Genomic DNA, 16,768 nt, shown 5'->3' with positions numbered 1-16,768 from the left:
GCAATAGGTAGCGCTCTTTTGTAGTAACGACTTTAGTCGCGATCGACTAAAAGGCTGAGGAAAAAACAGAAGTCCTCACTACGAAGTTGATGATAGTCATGTTATCTGATATAATATAATTCAATTTTTCGGTATGTTCCTGATTCCGACAAGGCTTGATTTAGTGCGATTAGTAATAATAATGCCACAGACGATCGCCAATGCACTAAAAATATGCACCAACGAAATCGCTTCACCGAGAAACAGCCACGCAGCAATACCGCTAAACACTGGAATCAGGTAATAGATTAAGGCTGTGCGGTTCGGGCCAATCAGGGCGATCGCCTGATTCCACGCCAGAAACGCCACCACGGACGACAGAACCCCCACATAAAGTAACGCCAGGGCGATCGAAGGATTGAACGCCACAGGGTGATAAATCCAACATTCCAGTGCATAGAAGGGCGATAAAAACAACAGCCCCAAGCTAAAAGTGCATAAAGTGAAAGTTGTCATCCGCAGGTTTGGTGGCTTGCGCTTCACCAGCATAGTGTAGCCAGCAAAGATGATAGATGCCAATAGCATATACAAATCGCCGATCCCAAAGGAAATACTCAGCAGCCTCTCTAACGAGCCTCCCGCGATTAACAATACAACACCGCTGACGGCGATCGCAATGCCGGCAGCGCGCGTTAACGAGATAGTTTCTCCATAAAAAAGACGAGACATAAGTACAATAAAAACCGGGGAACAACTGGCAATTAACGCCATATTCACCGCCAGGGTTGTGTGACCGGCCACATAGATCAAAGTGTTAAAAGTAGTCACGCCTAACAGGGCCGATACAGTCAAGTAAGGGAGAGATTTTTGAATCAATTTCCAATCTGCAACTGCTGCCCGCACGGTGAATGGTGCTAATGTAGCCACAGCAATAGTCCATCGCCAGAAAGCTAGACCAATCGGCAAAACATCCTGATTCAAAGCTCTAGCAACGATAAAGTTACCGGCCCAAATAGCAGTTGCTCCTACTGCCAAAACATAACCGATTGATACTCTATTATTCATTTATTAGTAGGGCGAATTTTTATGAGGTTTAGCCAATTTAATTTGAATTAAGTTAAACAACGGAATGAGATACAAATAAAAGGCATAAGGGATAAAATCTGCATTGACGCTCAAGATAGTTGCAGGCACTAATCCGGCAATATTCCAAGGAATTAAGGGAGAAATCACAACAGCGGTGTTTTCTAAGTCTACAGCAAGTTGATAATTATCTAATCCTTCTTTTCGGTATTTTTCCTCAACTAACTGATGAGTCAGAAGGATGGCGATTGTTTGGGTGCAGCCAAATGCAGCCGATAAAATTCCTATGATTGTCGTTCCACAAAATAAATCGCCTCTCGTTCGAGCTTTGTTTAGATACAATTCAATAAATTCTAGCGTTTTTGTTCCTGCAAAAAGACCGGCAAATGCTGTCGATACAATTACAATTATTGAAACTTTGAGCATCGACAAAATCCCTCCTCCCGCCACAATATCTTTTAAACTTGAAGTTGATTCTAACTTGAATCCGGCGATCGCGAATTGCAGAATGTCCAGCGGCGAATAATCTTGCACGAAAATGGCGATCGCACTTCCGGCAATTAGACTAACAGTCATGGCAATTTTGACCTCAACTCGCAAAACACAAAGAATTAAAATTGTCAAGGCTGGCAACCAAGTTATCCAGTTGAGATTGAAGGCTTTGCCAAGTTCAAAAGCCAGGTTATTGCCAGCAACTTCTACGGGATTTGCTAAGGATAAGATTAAATACAAGATGCTGGAAACTATCAGCGGATAAAAAGCTGTTACCGCCATATTTTTGAGGTTCTTATAAATGTCTGTGCGGGTAATGGCGGCAATCAAATTAGCGCTAGAAGACATGGGAGAACACCGATCGCCAAAATAAGCTCCGGCAATTATTGCCCCCGCGATCGTATTGGGATTTACACCGCTGCCCTTGGCTGCGATCGTTAAAGCAATGCCGATCGTGCTCGCAGTACCAAAGGAAGTCCCCAGCAGCACAGAAACCGTGCTAGTTAAGATAAACGCCCAAAAAATAAAATATTGAGGGCTAATTAATTTAATTCCCCAATATACGAGAACCGGAACCGTCCCCGCAGCCATCCATACGGCCATGACTGCCCCGATTAACAGTAAAATACCGATTACTGAAAAAGACTTTTGACTGCCAGCCACAGCCATTTTGATTAAGCTGTTTATCTGAAATCCCCTTCTCAACAAAATGGCAATAAAAATTGCCATAGAAGCTAGCAACGGATAAAGTACAAAATAACCTTTGATGGCACTAACTAAAAGTAAAACAAATGAAATAATTAGAAATAATATCAAGTCCATTATTGATGGGCTTTCATGTATTCTCTCAGTAAGCTGTTGATCTGGGTTTGATAACCACGACCTTGAGATTTAAACCACTCCAAAACATCACTGTCAATGCGTAAGGTAACTTGAGCTTTAGTCTTAGGGTTGGGCAAGCCTCGCTGAACTATGGCTTTAGCAAACATTTCAGGCGTAATTTCAGGGCAATCAGAGAAATCAATATCTTCATCAGTCATGGCATCTAGGCGTTGCCAGTCAGTTTGAGATTTGCTCGAAGTAAATTCGTTGTTCATATTTAGTTGCTTTTCTAGCAGAAATAATGCGGGTACATTCCTCTCGTTCTGTATGGACGATAGCGACTACTCGCCCTTGCAACAAACCAAAAGTCACAAACCTTTGCTCTCCATAACTGAATCGTTCATCCTCAACTGTTACGATTTCTCCATCAAAAACTAATGGAACGTCGATAAAGTCAATTCCATGTTTGCTAAGGTTGGTAAGACGTTTAGTCTCATCCCACTCAAATTCCATACCTTGATTGTCACTAGATATTGTAACTACAATTTGTCGTTACAGCCACTTACTTTAACACATCTTTGGATCGCCCACTTCGCCCCCTTCGCCCAATCACCCCAAATATCCCAACACCGCTGCTACCCGACGCCGCAGTCCATTAAAACAAAACGCTAAAATAGTAGATCCTACAATTTGGGAGTTAATATTTGACACTTGCACCTACGCGCGAAAACGTCCTAGCTTGGCTCTCGCAGCGCGTTCCTGCTGCCCGCATCACACATATCCTCGGAGTCGAACAGACAGCAGGTGACTTGGCCAGACATTACGGCCTCGACGAAGCAAAAGCTCGATCGGCCGGTTTGTTGCACGACGCAGCAAAATACTTCAAACCCCAACTGCTGCTGCAAATGGCTCAGAAGGAAGGTTTAGAGTTAGACTCAGTGTTGGAAGCACACCCGCATTTGCTGCACGCAGACGCCAGCGCGATCGTCGCTAGAGACGAATTCGGAGTGGTCGATCGAGAAATTTTGGACGCAATTGCCAATCACACCCTCGGCAGACCAAGCATGAGCCAGCTCAGTTGTGCCGTATTTGTAGCAGACTCTATAGAGCCGAGCCGCGGCAACACCCCCCAACTAGCAGCACTGCGCGAGGCAAGCTGGCAAAATCTTTATGCAGGCGTGTGGCAAACTAGCGATTATTCTCTGAAATATTTGCTAGAAACTCGCTGCTACATTCACCCGCGCACCGTACTTACGCGCAATTGGGCGCTGCAAATGGCTCGCCAATCGCCGGAAACAGGAAATTCCACAGGGAAGTCGATCGAACAAATCACCAGTTAAAAGTAAAATTTACCAGCAATCCTTTACTTACTTCTGACTTCCACCTAACTCCTATTTCCAATCTCAAACCGCCAACAACCGATTTTCCTTTACTGTCTCAATTAGGAACTTAAACACTTAATGTCAGATCTAACCCAACTCGAATATTCCAGAACTCAGTCTACAGAAACAGACAGCGCCACCTCAGACGAAACGCGCGGCCTGATCGTGACCGCTGCCCAAGCTGCCGATGACCGCAAAGCCGTTGATATTGTATTGCTCAAAGTGTCAGAAGTATGCTATCTGGCAGACTACTTTGCGATCGTCACCGGATTTTCCAACGTCCAAGTACGAGCCATCTCCCAAGCCATCGCCGACCAAGTAGAAGAAGAATGGGGACGGTTGCCACTACGTACACAAGGGCTATCAGACGCAAGTTGGGTAGTCATGGACTACGGCGACGCGATTATCCACATCTTGAAACCCCAAGAGCGCGAGTTTTACAATTTAGAAGCGTTTTGGGGACACGCCGAACGGATTGATTTTTCCACCGCAGAGGAATGCTAATGTGAAAAACGCTTCTGTTTCTATTTGTCCTGTTCCGCAAGAACAGCGCCCGGTTAATGAATACCAAGAACTTACAGAATCTGGTTTTTTTAGCTGGGTAACTCTCGATTGGCCTGAGTATTTGGCAAAACTAGCTTGGGTTTGGGGTTGGAGTTGCTTGGTATCCGGGCCGATAGCTGCTTCTAGCTTTGCTCCCTTCAAGTATCCAGTTCAGTTTGCCCTGTGCGCGGCAGCCGGTGCCAGTTTTATTCTAGGATTGGCTTTGCTGCGACTTTACTTGGGTTGGTTCTACGTGCGATCGCGCCTTGTAAATCCCACCGTCGTCTACGAAGAGTCAGGCTGGTACGATTGTCAATCTTGGCCTAAAACACCGGAGATTTTAGCTCAAGACCAGTTGATAGTCAACTACGAACTAGAACCAATTCTCAGGCGTTTGCGGCAGACATTTTATGGTTTGACTGTATTGCTGGTTGCCGGGGGAATAATTTGGAATTGTTTGTAATCGGGAATCGTGACAGGGAAGTTTTGAGTTGTCCGGGCGGTGTGCTTTTGTCGCCGCCCGCTTACAACTTCCTCCACCAAATCTAAAATCTAAAATCTAAAATCTAAAATTGATATGACAAGGGGAAAACGAACCCAAGCTCCCGAACTGGAAGTCACACTGCTGCGCGAAGGTATTGTGGAATCTAGGCATCGCGCCCAAGCCGCTGTCTGTGACAAACGCGGGCGCGTTCTGTCCGTTGCGGGTAACTCGGAAACGGCGACATTTGTCCGTTCTTCTCTCAAACCGTTTCAAGCTTTGGCTGTGACGGCGAGCGGGACTTTGGAACGCTACGAATTGACCGATCGAGATTTAGCGATTATTTGCAGTTCTCATCAAGGTACGATCGAGCAATCGCGACAGGTGTTTAACGTCCTGTGGCGCTGCGACATAGACCCATCTAAACTTCAATGCCCCATTCCTGAAGGCAAAAAAAGCCCCCTCCAATACAACTGTTCCGGTAAACACGCCGGAATGCTGGCTGTCTGTCAGCAAATGCACTGGCCGCTGAATACTTACTTGAGCCGCAAACATCCCGTCCAGCAACTTATTTTGGGCAAGGTGGCTGACTTGCTGGCCATGCCTGCCGAAGAGTTTATCAGCGCTCGCGACGACTGCGGCGCTCCTACCTATTTGTTGCAGTTGGGACAAATGGCATCTTTGTACGCTAAGTTAGCCTCCGGCGACAATGTGGACATGGAGCGGATTGTCCGCGCTATGACTCACCACCCGATGATGGTTGCCGGTGAGGGAAGATTTGACACGGAACTGATGCGCTTGACTCAAGGAGAATTGGTCAGCAAGTCCGGCGCAGAAGGGGTGCAGTGCATTGGCCGCGTTGGTGAAGGTATGGGCTTGGCCATTAAAATCGCCGATGGTGGCAAGCGCGCTAAATTTGCTGTGGCAATTCACTTGCTCAAGCAGTTGGGGTGGATTACTCCGACTCAGGCCGAAACTCTTTCGGACACTTACCTGACTCTCAGCGATTTTAAGCGCTTGGAGGTAGTCGGGGAAGTTTCGATGCTCTAAGTTGTTCTGCATTCAAATTGTAGATCTAAATAACCGACCAAAAATCCTCCCCCTCTCTCCCCCTCTCCCCCTCTCCCTCTTCGATACTCTGAGCCGATTTTAGCAACCCCTCCCACAATCTCAATTTTTTTTTTGATTTAGGGGTTGCAATTTTTCGGAAGGTATGTTTATATTAGAGAGTAGACAAAGCGACGCGGGATAGAGCAGCCTGGTAGCTCGTCGGGCTCATAACCCGAAGGTCAGTGGTTCAAATCCACTTCCCGCCACCAACTTGAAACAAACCCTGTAATTGTTGAAGTTTCAGGGTTTGATTTTTGAGAATAGAGAGTAGACAAAGCGACGCGGGATAGAGCAGTCTGGTAGCTCGTCGGGCTCATAACCCGAAGGTCAGTGGTTCAAATCCACTTCCCGCCACCAAATTTAATCAGATAAGCCCCGGCAACCAAAAAGTTGCTGGGGTTTGTTTTATCTGAAAATTCAGAAAATAGGGACGCAGCATTGCTGTGTCCCTACCGCATATTTGTGTTCCAAAGGAAAAAATCAACTAGACCCTCAACACTTAACCCCATACTTTTCTACGCCCGTTTGTGCAAGCTTTATTTCTCAAAAATCAGCAATTCAATATCCCTGTTTTTAAACTTTGCATTTTAAATTGCTAAGCCGATTGAGCTTGCAGCCAATCAAAGATCAAATCTAACTGTTTCAGCGTCACTAACCCGTACTGCCACAAAACCATCGGCAGTTGGCTGGCATCTTCTTCGCCGTGTCTGAGAGCAACGGCGATCGCAGAATTCGATAGCGCCAATTCTCCCCGCAAATAATCGATCAGTTGAGCCTTTCCCATCACCTTCACCGCCTGTTTTATGCGATTTTGTAAAGATATGTATCCGATTTGACTGAATTTGAAGTTTAATAGTCCTAATTTTCTGTTGATAAGGGGTGATGTGGTGTGATGGAAAGCGCACGGAACTTGTGATAAAACTCATAAAAAAAGGCGATCGCAGTCACAAGATATCCCAGCCTAAAAAAATAGGATCGGGCGATCGATCGCTTGACATCAATTCACTTAAAATGGCTACAGTCCTAGCTGAAGCTGAACTCCCGCTTCTGTGCCGCTGTCGCTCGGTTTAATAGGTAAGGGATTTCCTTGGCGTCGGGCGTCGGAAGGAGTAGTAATAAATTCCAATTCCGGGCCAACTTTGAGGCGAAATGTATCAGCCAAGCTGCGCTCCCTCCTAGCAGAATTAGCCCCCGTTTGTGATTCACCAATCAAGTTTTGGTAGTCCGAGTCCACTGTTCTGTCCTCCACAGTCCTCAGGGAATCCCCCGATAAAGTCGTTTCCGAATTTTGGGGCTCTGATTGCATTCTTTGTTGGGCGAAAACTGCCGGGGTGAAACCGATCAAAATTGAGCTCAGCCCGAGAACAGTACCAAAATTAGCCATAACTGCGTTCATCATCCATGCCTCCGCTAGCTGCATCCTACTATCCTAATTGTACCCAACCGGAGTTTAGTTGCGCTATATCAAAAGTAACTGGTTGTGAAAATAAGCTGGCACTAAGTGGAATTGTCTGTGATTGTTGACGGAGAGAGGGAGAGAAGAAGATCAGGAGGAGAGGATTTTACTGTTGGAGGAATACAAATCGATAAATATACAGAAACCGTTCCATGAAACCGCGTTTACGAACATACTTGGTTGCAGCAACGCTCAAACACTTAGGACTTACGCACGGAGGACTAAACAAGAAACACGCTTCGGTGCTGGACGTATTAATAGTGCAGAAATCTGGTTTCGATGGGGATTAAAGGTCTAGATGGAGTATAGTCGATGGTCAAACCCGGTTTTTCGCCAAGGAGCTAACAAAAGTCTGTCTCAATCTTCAATCGTCAGGGCGATCGCGCGCCGATGTCTCAAATCTCAAATGTCCCAGAGTACGATCGTCCCAGAATGTGTCGAAGACTCATCTCGATCGCCCTCCCAAAGCTCGCGATCGCGTTAAGATGGCGGTGGCAGCCGTTAAAAATTCAATAACCAGCGGCAGATTCCGAGTTCTTAACAGCACTTTGCCTGCTCAAACAATCTCAACGTTCAAAATCTGCGCTCATCAGGTTGTACCTTACTTAAATGTTGTGGATTCATAATATTTCTGCTCGATCATGCCAATCAGATCTCTGACAGACCGGATTTTCAAAATGTCGGGTAAAGTGCCAATTCGCATCGTCCTTGTCGTGCCTTTTGCCCTCCAGACTTTCGCTGCGGTAGGGCTGACGGGGTGGCTGTCGTTACGCAACGGGCGCAGGGCCGTCAACGATGTTGCCGCCCAACTGCGGGCGGAAGTCACATCGCGCATCGAGCAACACATTCATAGTTATATCGAAACGCCGCACCAAATCAATCAACTCAATCTCAATGCCATCAGTCTAGGCATTTTGAACGTGCAGGATTCCGCTAGTTTACGCAATTACTTCTCCAAGCAAATCAAAATCTTTGATAAAATTAGCTACATTCAATTCGGCTCCGAACAAAAAACTTTTACGGGAGTTGAACGCCTCGACAACGGCAAGTTGCAAGTTCGGATTTCTAATCAATCTACTGGCTATAACTTTTACAGCTACGCGCCGTCGGAGTTCGGGGAAGCAACCGAGGTATTAAAGACTATTCCTAACTACGACCCCCGCCTCCGACCTTGGTACACGGCTCCGGTGCGGACTGGTCAACCAACCTGGAGTAAAATTTATAGTTATTTTGATACTCCAAAACTGGCGATTACGGCTGCACAACCAGTTTACGGCAACCGAGGAGAATTGATTGGAGTTGTGGGTGCGGATTTGCTACTTTCCCAAATCAATCAATTCTTGGAAACTCTAAAAATTGGTAAGTCTGGCAAAACTTTTATTATAGAAAGGTCTGGACAATTGGTGGCAAATTCTACTCCAGAACCGCCATTTATTGTGAGCAATGGCGTTGCGAAACGGATTGCTGCAACGAGCAGCCAAAATGTTCTAATTCGATCGACAGCCCGCTATTTGACACAGCGCTTCGGGGATTTGAGCAAGATTGACGGCACTTACCAGCTAGATTTTGCGATCGGCGGAAAACGCCACTTTCTACAGGTGACACCCTTCTCAGACAGCAGGGGCCTCGACTGGTTGATTGTGCTGGCGGTTCCCGAAGCCGATTTTATGGAAGAAATTAACGCCAACACTCGCTACACAGTGTGGCTGTGTTTCGGTGCTTTGGTGGTGGCGACGGTTCTAGGGTTTCTGACTTCGAGGTGGATTGTGATCCCGATTCAGCGTCTGAGCAAGGCTGCGGAGGCTCTGTCGCGAGGAGAATGGGACTCGATGGCGGTAGATCCCCGCTTGATGGTGTCTGTAGAGCGGGAGGATGAGGTGGGTGTCCTGGCTCGCTCTTTTAATACGATGGCCGGTCAATTGGAAGAGTCGTTTGCTACTCTCGAAGAACGGGTGGAAGCTGCGATCGCAGATAAAATTAAATTAATTGGCTCTCTGAAACAATCTCAGCAAAAACTCGCTCTCCATCTTTATCAAACTCCTTTGGGGGCGATCGAATGGAATCTCAATTTTGAAGTAGCCGACTGGAATCTGTCAGCGGAAAGAATTTTTGGATACAATCGCTTGGAAGCAATGGGACGCCACGGAGTCGATCTCATAGTTCCTGAAAATGCTAAGGAGTATGTCAGGCAACTATCTATTACTTTGCTCACTAATCAAGGAGGAGTTAGTAGCATTAACCAGAATATTAGAAAGGACGGCCAAATTATTCTTTGTGAATGGTACAATACTACTTTGGTTGATGCTGACGGCTGTATCATCGGAGTGGCATCGCTAGTTCAAGATGTTACGGAGTTTCACACTGCGATGGAGCAGTTGCGGGCTAGTGAGGAGCGGTTTCGCCAGTTGGCAGAAAATATTCATGAGGTATTTTGGATTAGAGAACCAATTCAACAGCAAATAATTTATGTGAGTCCAGCTTGCCAGAAAATATGGCATTTGAGCTATCAGAGTTTGCTGTCAGAACCGGAGGCTTTTTGGAATGCTATTCACCCGGAGGATCGCGATCGCGTCAAGGCTGCTTTTGAGAAACACCTGCGGGGCGATTATGATGAGGAGTATCGGGTAGTGCGATCTGACGGTTCAGTTTGCTGGGTGCGCGATCGGGCTTTTCCAGTCCGCAACGAAACCGGAGAAATTTACCGCATCGTCGGCATTGCAGAAGACATTACCCAGCGCAAATTAGCAGAAGAATTCCAAAAAGTCGCTCAAACCGCTCAAGCTGCAAGCCAAGCCAAAAGCGCTTTTTTAGCCAATATGAGCCACGAATTGCGTACTCCCCTCAACGCAATTATCGGTTACAGCGATATGCTCAAAGAAGATGCTGAAGATTTAGGCCACGAAGATATTATCCCAGACTTGCAAAAAATTCAAACTGCCGGCAAACACTTGCTGTCTTTAATTAGCGATATTTTAGATATTTCTAAGATTGAAGCAGGGCGCATGGAACTTTACCTAGAAACTTTCAACCCAGTTACTTTAATTGAGGAGGTAGTTTCTACAGTCGAACCATTGGTAGATAAAAATAATAATCAGTTTAAAGTTAATTGTGCTAGCGAGTTGGGAATGATGTATGCTGACCTTACCAAAACTCGTCAAATATTGCTCAACCTGCTGAGCAATGCAGCCAAATTTACGGAAGGTGGCACTATTACCCTATCCGTTGAAAGAGTTAAACATGACAGCTTAACAACTCAAGAAATAGCAGAACCTTCCGACTTAATAATTTTTCGCGTTGCTGATACCGGCATTGGGATTCCGGCCGAACAAATGCAGCATTTATTTCAAGCTTTTATGCAGGGCGACGCTTCAACTACGCGCAAGTACGGCGGCACAGGTTTGGGATTGACTATTAGCCGTCATTTTTGCTTGATGATGGGCGGCGATATGCAAGTTCAAAGCCAGTTAAATTGCGGATCTATTTTCACCGTATGCTTGCCGGCCAAAGTTGAATTATTGGTCAGCAGTTAGTCTTGCTATCCGGGACGCACTTGTTATACCAATTAAAAAAAGTTTGGCTACAATTATCAAATAGTATACCAATTATTAAAAGTCGCTGCTCTTGGAGCCCGAGACTGCAATGGCGTGTCTCTACAGATGCTCACGTACAATCTATATTTAGCCCTATTTTTCATAAGTTGTATTACCAAATAAATCGGGTTTCTTGCCAAAAAACCTGCGCTTTCCGATAATTTATGAGCAAGAAACCAAGGTGATGATACGATGCACCCTCAGTCTTATTCTAGTTAATTTGCCGTTTCTGCCGCCCCAAAAGTTGAGCGGCTAATATCCCGCCGACAAAGCCAAAGAAATGTGCTTGCCAGGAAACTCCCGGCTGCGAAGGTAAAACTCCCCAAATTAAACCGCCGTAGAAGAAACCGACTATTAAAGATATCGCAATAGAGGTAAAGCTGCGTTCAAAATATCCGCGCAGCAGTAGAAAGCCGAAGTAACCAAAGATTAATCCGCTGGCACCTATGTGGACGGAATTGGGCGCGCCTGTCAGCCAAACGCCGAATCCGCTGACTAGGATAGTGATGGCACTCACGATGAAAAAGTCCCTAGTTTCTCGCAGCATGATTAACCAACCAAATGTCACAAACGGGAGGGTATTAGCTGCTAAGTGAGCAAAACTGCCGTGCAAAAAAGGCATGAATATGATGCCTTCAAGTCCTTGGATGCTGCGGGGGCGGACTCCGTAGGCATTCAGCGCGCCTCGGAATAGGAATACATCGACAATTTCGATAATCCAGAGGAGGGAGACGAAGCCGCCGAGAATGGCGGCGTGGCTTTGCAATACGCGGGTGATGCTTTTGCTTTCTGGGTGGCTCATGGGTTGTGAGGGCGGTGAAACCGATTATTTATAATTGTAGGAGTTTTTTGCCGATCGCGCGAAGCGACACTTGGCACTAGCTTTCAGGTTTTTTGCAGTCGAGCTTATTTGAAACTATTATAACTTTGATTTGAAATTCCGCATTTTCACCTATAGAATAATTCACCTTAATGCGTCACAATGATCGAAGAACTGCACTAGGAGAGTTAACCAAAGGTTGAAGTTAGAACGTATCAGGCAGAGTTTTTACCCCATAGGTAAATGCTTGAGCTGGCAGTGAGGACATTTTGGCGATCGCACACTGTCTCTAAAAACTCAGGAACTACTTGTCTCGGTTCTAGTCATTAATTCAAGAACTTTCATCCGGTAAAGCAAAACGAGCTGCTGTAGGTACTTATTGTAGACAAAATCCAGTACAAGCTCTACAAAGAGTTCTTGGCACCTCGTTCTAAAAGAGGAGAAGAGCAATATGAACGTATTTGAGCAAAAATTACCCCAGAGAATTCTGCCAATTTGGGTATGGCATCGCAAAGAAGAAATTACTGTTACTTTCGCTACAATTTCTCAGCCTTATAGTAAAAAGCCGCGCTTTGATTTGTTACATCCGCTGAAAGAGTGGATCGAGAACACGGAAATTAAGAGTCAAAAATTTGCTCGATTTTTGTGTAAATATATTCCGTCGCAGTGTCCGTTTGAGCGGGAAGTCAAGTTTGGCGATCGCACTTTATTTTCCATTCCCCCAATGTGTAAGTTAAATCCGCTTTACGAGCAAGTTGTTGGGATTCGCTTTCGGGCTTTGTGTTATTTGGCTGACGAGTGCGGCGTGGATGTAACTCCTTATTGTTAATTTTCCAAAAACTTTAATTTCTAACTCTTTTTTTTGCCCTCCCTTCTCTTTGTTGGGGAGGGTTTTTTATTTTCAGATTATTCGGCGGTTGAAACCGCTACTGCACAAGCACAAGTTCGGCGGTTGAAACAGCTACTAAATAAACAAAGTCTGCCTTCGCAGACTAAGAGAGCGCGATCGCATTTAAAGACTAGAGAGAGCGAATTACTCGTTGTTGGAGAAAGAGTTGGCCGTTTTTATCAGAAAGAATGGGTCTAAAACCCCGTCCTTACAGGACGAATTTGCAAACGGAAGTATAAAGCTTGACCCATCTTTTTTAAGAAATATAAAAAGAAAAAACACGCAAATATTTTGCTATATACTAATAGCAACTCAAAAAAAAGGAGTTAGACTTGCTGGCAAACTATGTGTACAAGTTGCGTCCGAATCAAACGCAAGAATCAAAAATGTCTAATTGGGTAGATATGTTGCGAAGCCATTACAATTGGTGTCTTAACGACAGAATTACTCAATACAGCCAGCAATTTGTTCAAGGCAACTATTGCGATATCAGAACGCAGGGTGAAGCTTGTCCGTTGACCACCTGTGTTAGTAGCAAAAATGGTGCAACTGGCGAACCTTGGAAAACAGGCAAAGTAGATAAAGATGGAAAATCCAAAAACCCTCGACGCAATCCAGGTGACATTCAAATCACCGCGCTGCCGGAATTGAAGGCGGCCAGACCCTGGTTCAGTGGGGTAGACTCAACTGTTTTACAACAGAACGTCAAACGGCTAGATACGGCCTATAAGAATTTTTTTGACGGGCGTGGCTTTCCTAAATTCAAGAACCGCAGCAACTTCACTTCCTTTACTTTTGTGATGGGAGTAAAAACACAATGTAGTAAAATATACTTGCCGAAGTTAGGTTGGATGCGTTTTTACAACTCGCGCCCAATCCCCGATGGCTTTACGATTAAAGCTTGTGCGGTAAGAAAGCGACAGAATGGTTGGTATGTATCGATCCGTATTCAGGACAAGTCTGTCCCTAGCTATACGACAAAACCTCTCAAAGATGTCGTCAAGGTAATTGGCTGCGATATGGGGATTACAAAATTAATTCATCTATCCGATGGAACTCAAATTGAAAACCCCAAGTTTTCGACTACTAAAAAAGCTAAGCGCACTCTGAAAATCAGGCAGAGACGAGTTAGTCGAAAAGCGAAAGGCAGTAAGAACCGCAAAAAAGCCGCTAAAAAGCTAGGGCTTTTTCACCAAAAGATTAGCAATAAGCGCCAAGCTTACCAATGGAAAATTGCCAATATAATAGTTTCCCGTAGGGTTGACGCGATTGCTCTAGAGAATCTAAATATCTCCGGCATGATGCGCCGATGTCGAGTAAAAACCGACGAGAAAACAGGTAGATTTCTCAAAAATGGGCAGTCAAGAAAGAAGGGCTTGAACCGCTCTATTTCCGATGCAAGCTGGGGTGAATTAATTTTAAAGATCGAGTATCTCGCTGCAAAGCAAGGAAAGGTCGTAATTAAAGTTAATCCCAAATACTCCAGCCAAGAATGCCGGAATTGCGGTAACACGGACAAGTCTAATCGAGATGGCGAAAAGTTCATTTGTACGGAATGCGGACACCACGAACACGCTGATATTGGTGCTGCAAAAACTATTCGCTTTCGGGCTTTGAATTTGGTACGCGGGGACTCCGCGAAACCGGGCGTTCGCGCCTAAACGCTCAGAATATATCCTCACGCTCGATTGAGCAATCGTGAGGAGTCTGGGAACCCTGGAAACAGGGGAATTGAAGTAGAAATTCTTCAAGAATCCTCGTGCCTTCAGGCCGATGGAGTGTCAAAAACACTGAGGCTGGCTCCTGTAATAATGTAATCCTAGGTGTCTTTTTTGGCCACATAACCAGTCCCCTCTTCAGTTTCATGGTTTGTTCTTCTTTGATGGCGATCGTTTAGAGATGTCATCCGGGGTTGCGTGGGAAAAAGGCTGATGAAAAAACCATTGATTCAACCGTTTTAAACCCCGTGTTACATAGACAGGTCGATCGTGATTAAACACGCCATAGGCACGTTGTTTTACCCAGTCTGCAATCAAAAACCAGATCAACGCATAAATCCAGACAAAGCCAGCCAAACCCCATCCGAGAGGAGTCATAAAGATGCCATACACAGCAATTAGGGTGGCGATTATTTGAGTTCCCAAGACGGCTGCTAACAAAATTTTCGCTGGTTTGATCGACCAAAAGAGCCCCTTAGTGCGGGTGACGAAGATGGTGAGATGTCCGGCGATCGAAAGTTTTAGATAAATCAAAGTTTGCAGAATGCTGCGATCGAGGTGAAAATACCGTTCTCCCAAATACAACATCCCAAAAGAACTAACTAATCCAGTTACCCCTAAAACAGTTGCCAGTCCCAAGACGATCGGCATATTCTAGGTTTCGGGGCGATTGGCGGGACGGGTGTTATCGTAGGCAATGGAAATAATCGCACCATCATTCAACAATGCCAGCAGCACAATCATCATGGCAGTGACGGGATAGAAGTTGTAAACCAGAATAGAAAGGGTCATAAACAACAAAACCCGGATGGTTTCAGTAATCCGGTAAATCGCGTAGTTGTTCATCCGCTGAAAGATGCGGCGGCTTTCTTGAATCGCCTCTACGATTACAGAAAGTCCAGGTGTAAGCAAAACAATATCGGCAGCCGCACGGGCAGCATCGGTGGCTCCAGAAACCGCAATTCCGGCATCAGCTTTTTTGAGGGCGGGGGCATCATTAACGCCCTCGCCAGCCATGCCCACGAGATGCCCGCGTTGCTGCAAGACATCGACGATATGGTATTTGGGTTCCGGGAAGACTTGAGCAAATCCGGCGGCGGCTTCGATCGCATCGCTAACTTGTCCAGTTTCGTGAGGTGCGGCTGCTTCTAGCAAACTAGCATCGAGGATATCTCCCTTTAATCCTAGTTGATGAGCAGTTTCACGGGCGATCGCCTGTTGATCTCCCGTTAACATTTTTAGGTCAATTCCCAGCTTTTTCACTGCCTGAATCATCAGTTGCGAGTCGCTTCGGGGTGGATCGAATAGCGGTATTACGCCCAAAAATTGCCAGTTATCACCATCGTCAGTCCGGGCAACCCCCAGGGAACGAAATCCGCGTTTAGCAAAACCTGCGATCGCATTCCCTGCTTGAAATTCTTCCCAAAAACCCACTACTCCGTTGCCGATTAGGAGTACCAAAATGATCCCAAAATTTACCCAGTCTCCAACTATTGCCGAAAGAATCACCGCCGCCTCAATCATCCAGGCGATCGGCCCCCAAAAGTGCGATAGGAATTGCATTATTGGGCTGACGGTTGTTTCGGGTAACTCGTTATAGCCACCTTTTGATTGTCGTTGCAGTGCCTCTTTTTTGCTCAATCCCTGATTGGAAGTAGTCAGTTGCTTTTGTAGGTCTTCTAACGATAGATGCGAAAGCGTTTCTCGATCGGTAGGTACAGTCATGATCTGGCTCCTCTACTTGTAAATTACAAGCTATTCAAGATAAGATGAGAACAATATTGAAAGCGCAAAACTTCCGATAAACGTCAAGATAGACCAATTTGTATCTTGAGTTTGATGCGCTTCAGGAATAATTTCTTCAGCGATCGCCACCATCAAAGTGCCTGTTGTAAATGCAAGCACAACTAGCTTGGGAAGCTCGGCTTGTCCGCGCAATCCCCAATAGCCCAACGTCGCGCCTAGCCAAACAGGAATAATAAATGCCGCAAGCAACAAAAATCGCAATGTTCGCTGCATATTTTGACTCTTAAACGCTGCATTAGTGACAAATCCTTCTGGAATGTGAGCTACAACTCTCCCCGATGCCAGCACTACTCCTAAATGAGGTGAGATCGTCAGACTGGTGCCAATCATTAATCCATCGCCAAATAAGTCGATCGCAATACTCAGAAAAATTGCCAAACTCACAGTATTGAGATCGATGCCACGCAGTCGATTTTTGCTTAAGTTGAGAAGTTGATTAACCCATACAAAAAAAGCTCCACCTAAAAACAATGCTAGAACCGTTGCCCAAACAGGTTTAGCGATAACGACTTTAGGTATCAGTTCGGTAGATGCGATCGCTTGTGGAGGAGAAGAAGAATAAGTTAATAAAATGGAATTCACCTTACCGATCCTCTA

Annotated in this window: 18 protein-coding genes and 2 tRNA genes; 10 read left to right on the top strand and 10 right to left on the bottom strand. The window is 45.5% G+C overall.

The annotated features are described in order from the left end of the window. Nucleotides 1-120: 120 nt before the first annotated feature. Genes QT998_RS12840 through QT998_RS12825 form a run of 4 tightly spaced genes read right to left on the bottom strand, consistent with a single transcriptional unit; the run spans nt 121 to nt 2,889 of the window. Nucleotides 121-1,044 (bottom strand): DMT family transporter, encoded by a 924-nt coding sequence (locus QT998_RS12840; RefSeq protein WP_333087330.1) that lies wholly within the window; start codon nt 1,042-1,044, stop codon nt 121-123. A 3-nt stretch (nt 1,045-1,047) separates the two neighbouring features. After that, nucleotides 1,048-2,376, bottom strand: coding sequence for a Na+/H+ antiporter NhaC family protein (locus tag QT998_RS12835; RefSeq protein WP_333087331.1), 1,329 nt, complete (start codon nt 2,374-2,376; stop codon nt 1,048-1,050). Further along, complete coding sequence (locus tag QT998_RS12830) at nt 2,376-2,594, bottom strand: BrnA antitoxin family protein (protein WP_333087333.1); 219 nt, start codon at nt 2,592-2,594, stop codon at nt 2,376-2,378. The genes QT998_RS12835 and QT998_RS12830 overlap by 1 nt, the downstream gene beginning before the upstream one ends. Before the next feature lie 19 nt (nt 2,595-2,613). Next, nucleotides 2,614-2,889: a BrnT family toxin gene (locus QT998_RS12825; protein WP_265239648.1), complete on the bottom strand. Its 276-nt coding sequence runs from the start codon at nt 2,887-2,889 to the stop codon at nt 2,614-2,616. Nucleotides 2,890-3,080: 191 nt separating this feature from the next. Here QT998_RS12825 and yqeK point away from each other — a divergent pair, with 191 nt between their 5' ends. From yqeK to QT998_RS12795, 6 genes are all read left to right on the top strand, one after another. Then, nucleotides 3,081-3,716, top strand: coding sequence for a bis(5'-nucleosyl)-tetraphosphatase (symmetrical) YqeK (yqeK, locus tag QT998_RS12820; protein ID WP_333087334.1), 636 nt, complete (start codon nt 3,081-3,083; stop codon nt 3,714-3,716). A 120-nt stretch (nt 3,717-3,836) separates the two neighbouring features. After that, the gene (gene rsfS / locus QT998_RS12815) at nt 3,837-4,262 is read left to right on the top strand and encodes a ribosome silencing factor (protein ID WP_194009379.1); all 426 of its coding nucleotides are present in this window, start codon (nt 3,837-3,839) and stop codon (nt 4,260-4,262) included. A gap of 1 nt (nt 4,263) precedes the next feature. After that, nucleotides 4,264-4,764, top strand: a complete 501-nt coding sequence (locus QT998_RS12810) for a CGLD27 family protein (RefSeq protein ID WP_333087336.1) — start codon at nt 4,264-4,266, stop codon at nt 4,762-4,764. Between the two features lie 114 nt (nt 4,765-4,878). Further along, nucleotides 4,879-5,832, top strand: a complete 954-nt coding sequence (locus QT998_RS12805; RefSeq protein ID WP_194009381.1) for an asparaginase — start codon at nt 4,879-4,881, stop codon at nt 5,830-5,832. 192 nt (nt 5,833-6,024) lie between these two features. Continuing rightward, nucleotides 6,025-6,101, top strand: a tRNA-Met gene (locus QT998_RS12800). 71 nt (nt 6,102-6,172) lie between these two features. Beyond that, nucleotides 6,173-6,249 (top strand) — tRNA-Met (locus tag QT998_RS12795). A gap of 238 nt (nt 6,250-6,487) precedes the next feature. Here QT998_RS12795 and QT998_RS12790 read toward each other — a convergent pair. Together QT998_RS12790 and QT998_RS12785 are read right to left on the bottom strand one after the other, a co-directional pair. Further along, the gene (locus QT998_RS12790) at nt 6,488-6,676 is read right to left on the bottom strand and encodes a DUF2949 domain-containing protein (protein WP_194011192.1); all 189 of its coding nucleotides are present in this window, start codon (nt 6,674-6,676) and stop codon (nt 6,488-6,490) included. 231 nt (nt 6,677-6,907) lie between these two features. Beyond that, nucleotides 6,908-7,291: a hypothetical protein gene (locus tag QT998_RS12785; RefSeq protein ID WP_333218028.1), complete on the bottom strand. Its 384-nt coding sequence runs from the start codon at nt 7,289-7,291 to the stop codon at nt 6,908-6,910. A gap of 355 nt (nt 7,292-7,646) precedes the next feature. Between QT998_RS12785 and QT998_RS12780 the strand changes: the two genes are divergently transcribed. Both QT998_RS12780 and QT998_RS12775 read left to right on the top strand, forming a co-directional pair. After that, on the top strand, nt 7,647-7,832 hold the full coding sequence (locus QT998_RS12780) for a hypothetical protein (RefSeq protein WP_333115422.1): 186 nt from the start codon (nt 7,647-7,649) through the stop codon (nt 7,830-7,832). A 157-nt stretch (nt 7,833-7,989) separates the two neighbouring features. Further along, nucleotides 7,990-10,878, top strand: a complete 2,889-nt coding sequence (locus tag QT998_RS12775) for a PAS domain S-box protein (protein WP_333115424.1) — start codon at nt 7,990-7,992, stop codon at nt 10,876-10,878. A 271-nt stretch (nt 10,879-11,149) separates the two neighbouring features. On the opposite strand, the gene QT998_RS12770 is transcribed toward QT998_RS12775, so the two are convergent. Continuing rightward, nucleotides 11,150-11,740 (bottom strand): rhomboid family intramembrane serine protease, encoded by a 591-nt coding sequence (locus QT998_RS12770; RefSeq protein WP_333115426.1) that lies wholly within the window; start codon nt 11,738-11,740, stop codon nt 11,150-11,152. 469 nt (nt 11,741-12,209) lie between these two features. Here QT998_RS12770 and QT998_RS12765 point away from each other — a divergent pair, with 469 nt between their 5' ends. Further along, the gene (locus QT998_RS12765; RefSeq protein WP_333087342.1) at nt 12,210-12,587 is read left to right on the top strand and encodes a Mo-dependent nitrogenase C-terminal domain-containing protein; all 378 of its coding nucleotides are present in this window, start codon (nt 12,210-12,212) and stop codon (nt 12,585-12,587) included. A 407-nt stretch (nt 12,588-12,994) separates the two neighbouring features. Next, the gene (locus tag QT998_RS12760; RefSeq protein WP_333115557.1) at nt 12,995-14,308 is read left to right on the top strand and encodes an RNA-guided endonuclease InsQ/TnpB family protein; all 1,314 of its coding nucleotides are present in this window, start codon (nt 12,995-12,997) and stop codon (nt 14,306-14,308) included. Nucleotides 14,309-14,509: 201 nt separating this feature from the next. On the opposite strand, the gene QT998_RS12755 is transcribed toward QT998_RS12760, so the two are convergent. The 3 genes from QT998_RS12755 to QT998_RS12745 are packed head-to-tail and all read right to left on the bottom strand — an operon-like array spanning nt 14,510 to nt 16,753. Next, on the bottom strand, nt 14,510-15,016 hold the full coding sequence (locus tag QT998_RS12755; protein WP_333115429.1) for a hypothetical protein: 507 nt from the start codon (nt 15,014-15,016) through the stop codon (nt 14,510-14,512). A gap of 3 nt (nt 15,017-15,019) precedes the next feature. Beyond that, the gene (locus QT998_RS12750; RefSeq protein WP_333115431.1) at nt 15,020-16,090 is read right to left on the bottom strand and encodes an HAD-IC family P-type ATPase; all 1,071 of its coding nucleotides are present in this window, start codon (nt 16,088-16,090) and stop codon (nt 15,020-15,022) included. Between the two features lie 30 nt (nt 16,091-16,120). Further along, nucleotides 16,121-16,753, bottom strand: a complete 633-nt coding sequence (locus QT998_RS12745) for a ZIP family metal transporter (RefSeq protein WP_333115434.1) — start codon at nt 16,751-16,753, stop codon at nt 16,121-16,123. Nucleotides 16,754-16,768 lie beyond the last annotated feature (15 nt).

This window comes from Microcoleus sp. S1D4 (assembly GCF_036700765.1).
Classification (GTDB): Bacteria; Cyanobacteriota; Cyanobacteriia; order Cyanobacteriales; family Microcoleaceae; genus Microcoleus.
Note: the sequence above shows the minus strand (reverse complement) of the source record. Positions and strands in the feature narration are given on the sequence as shown.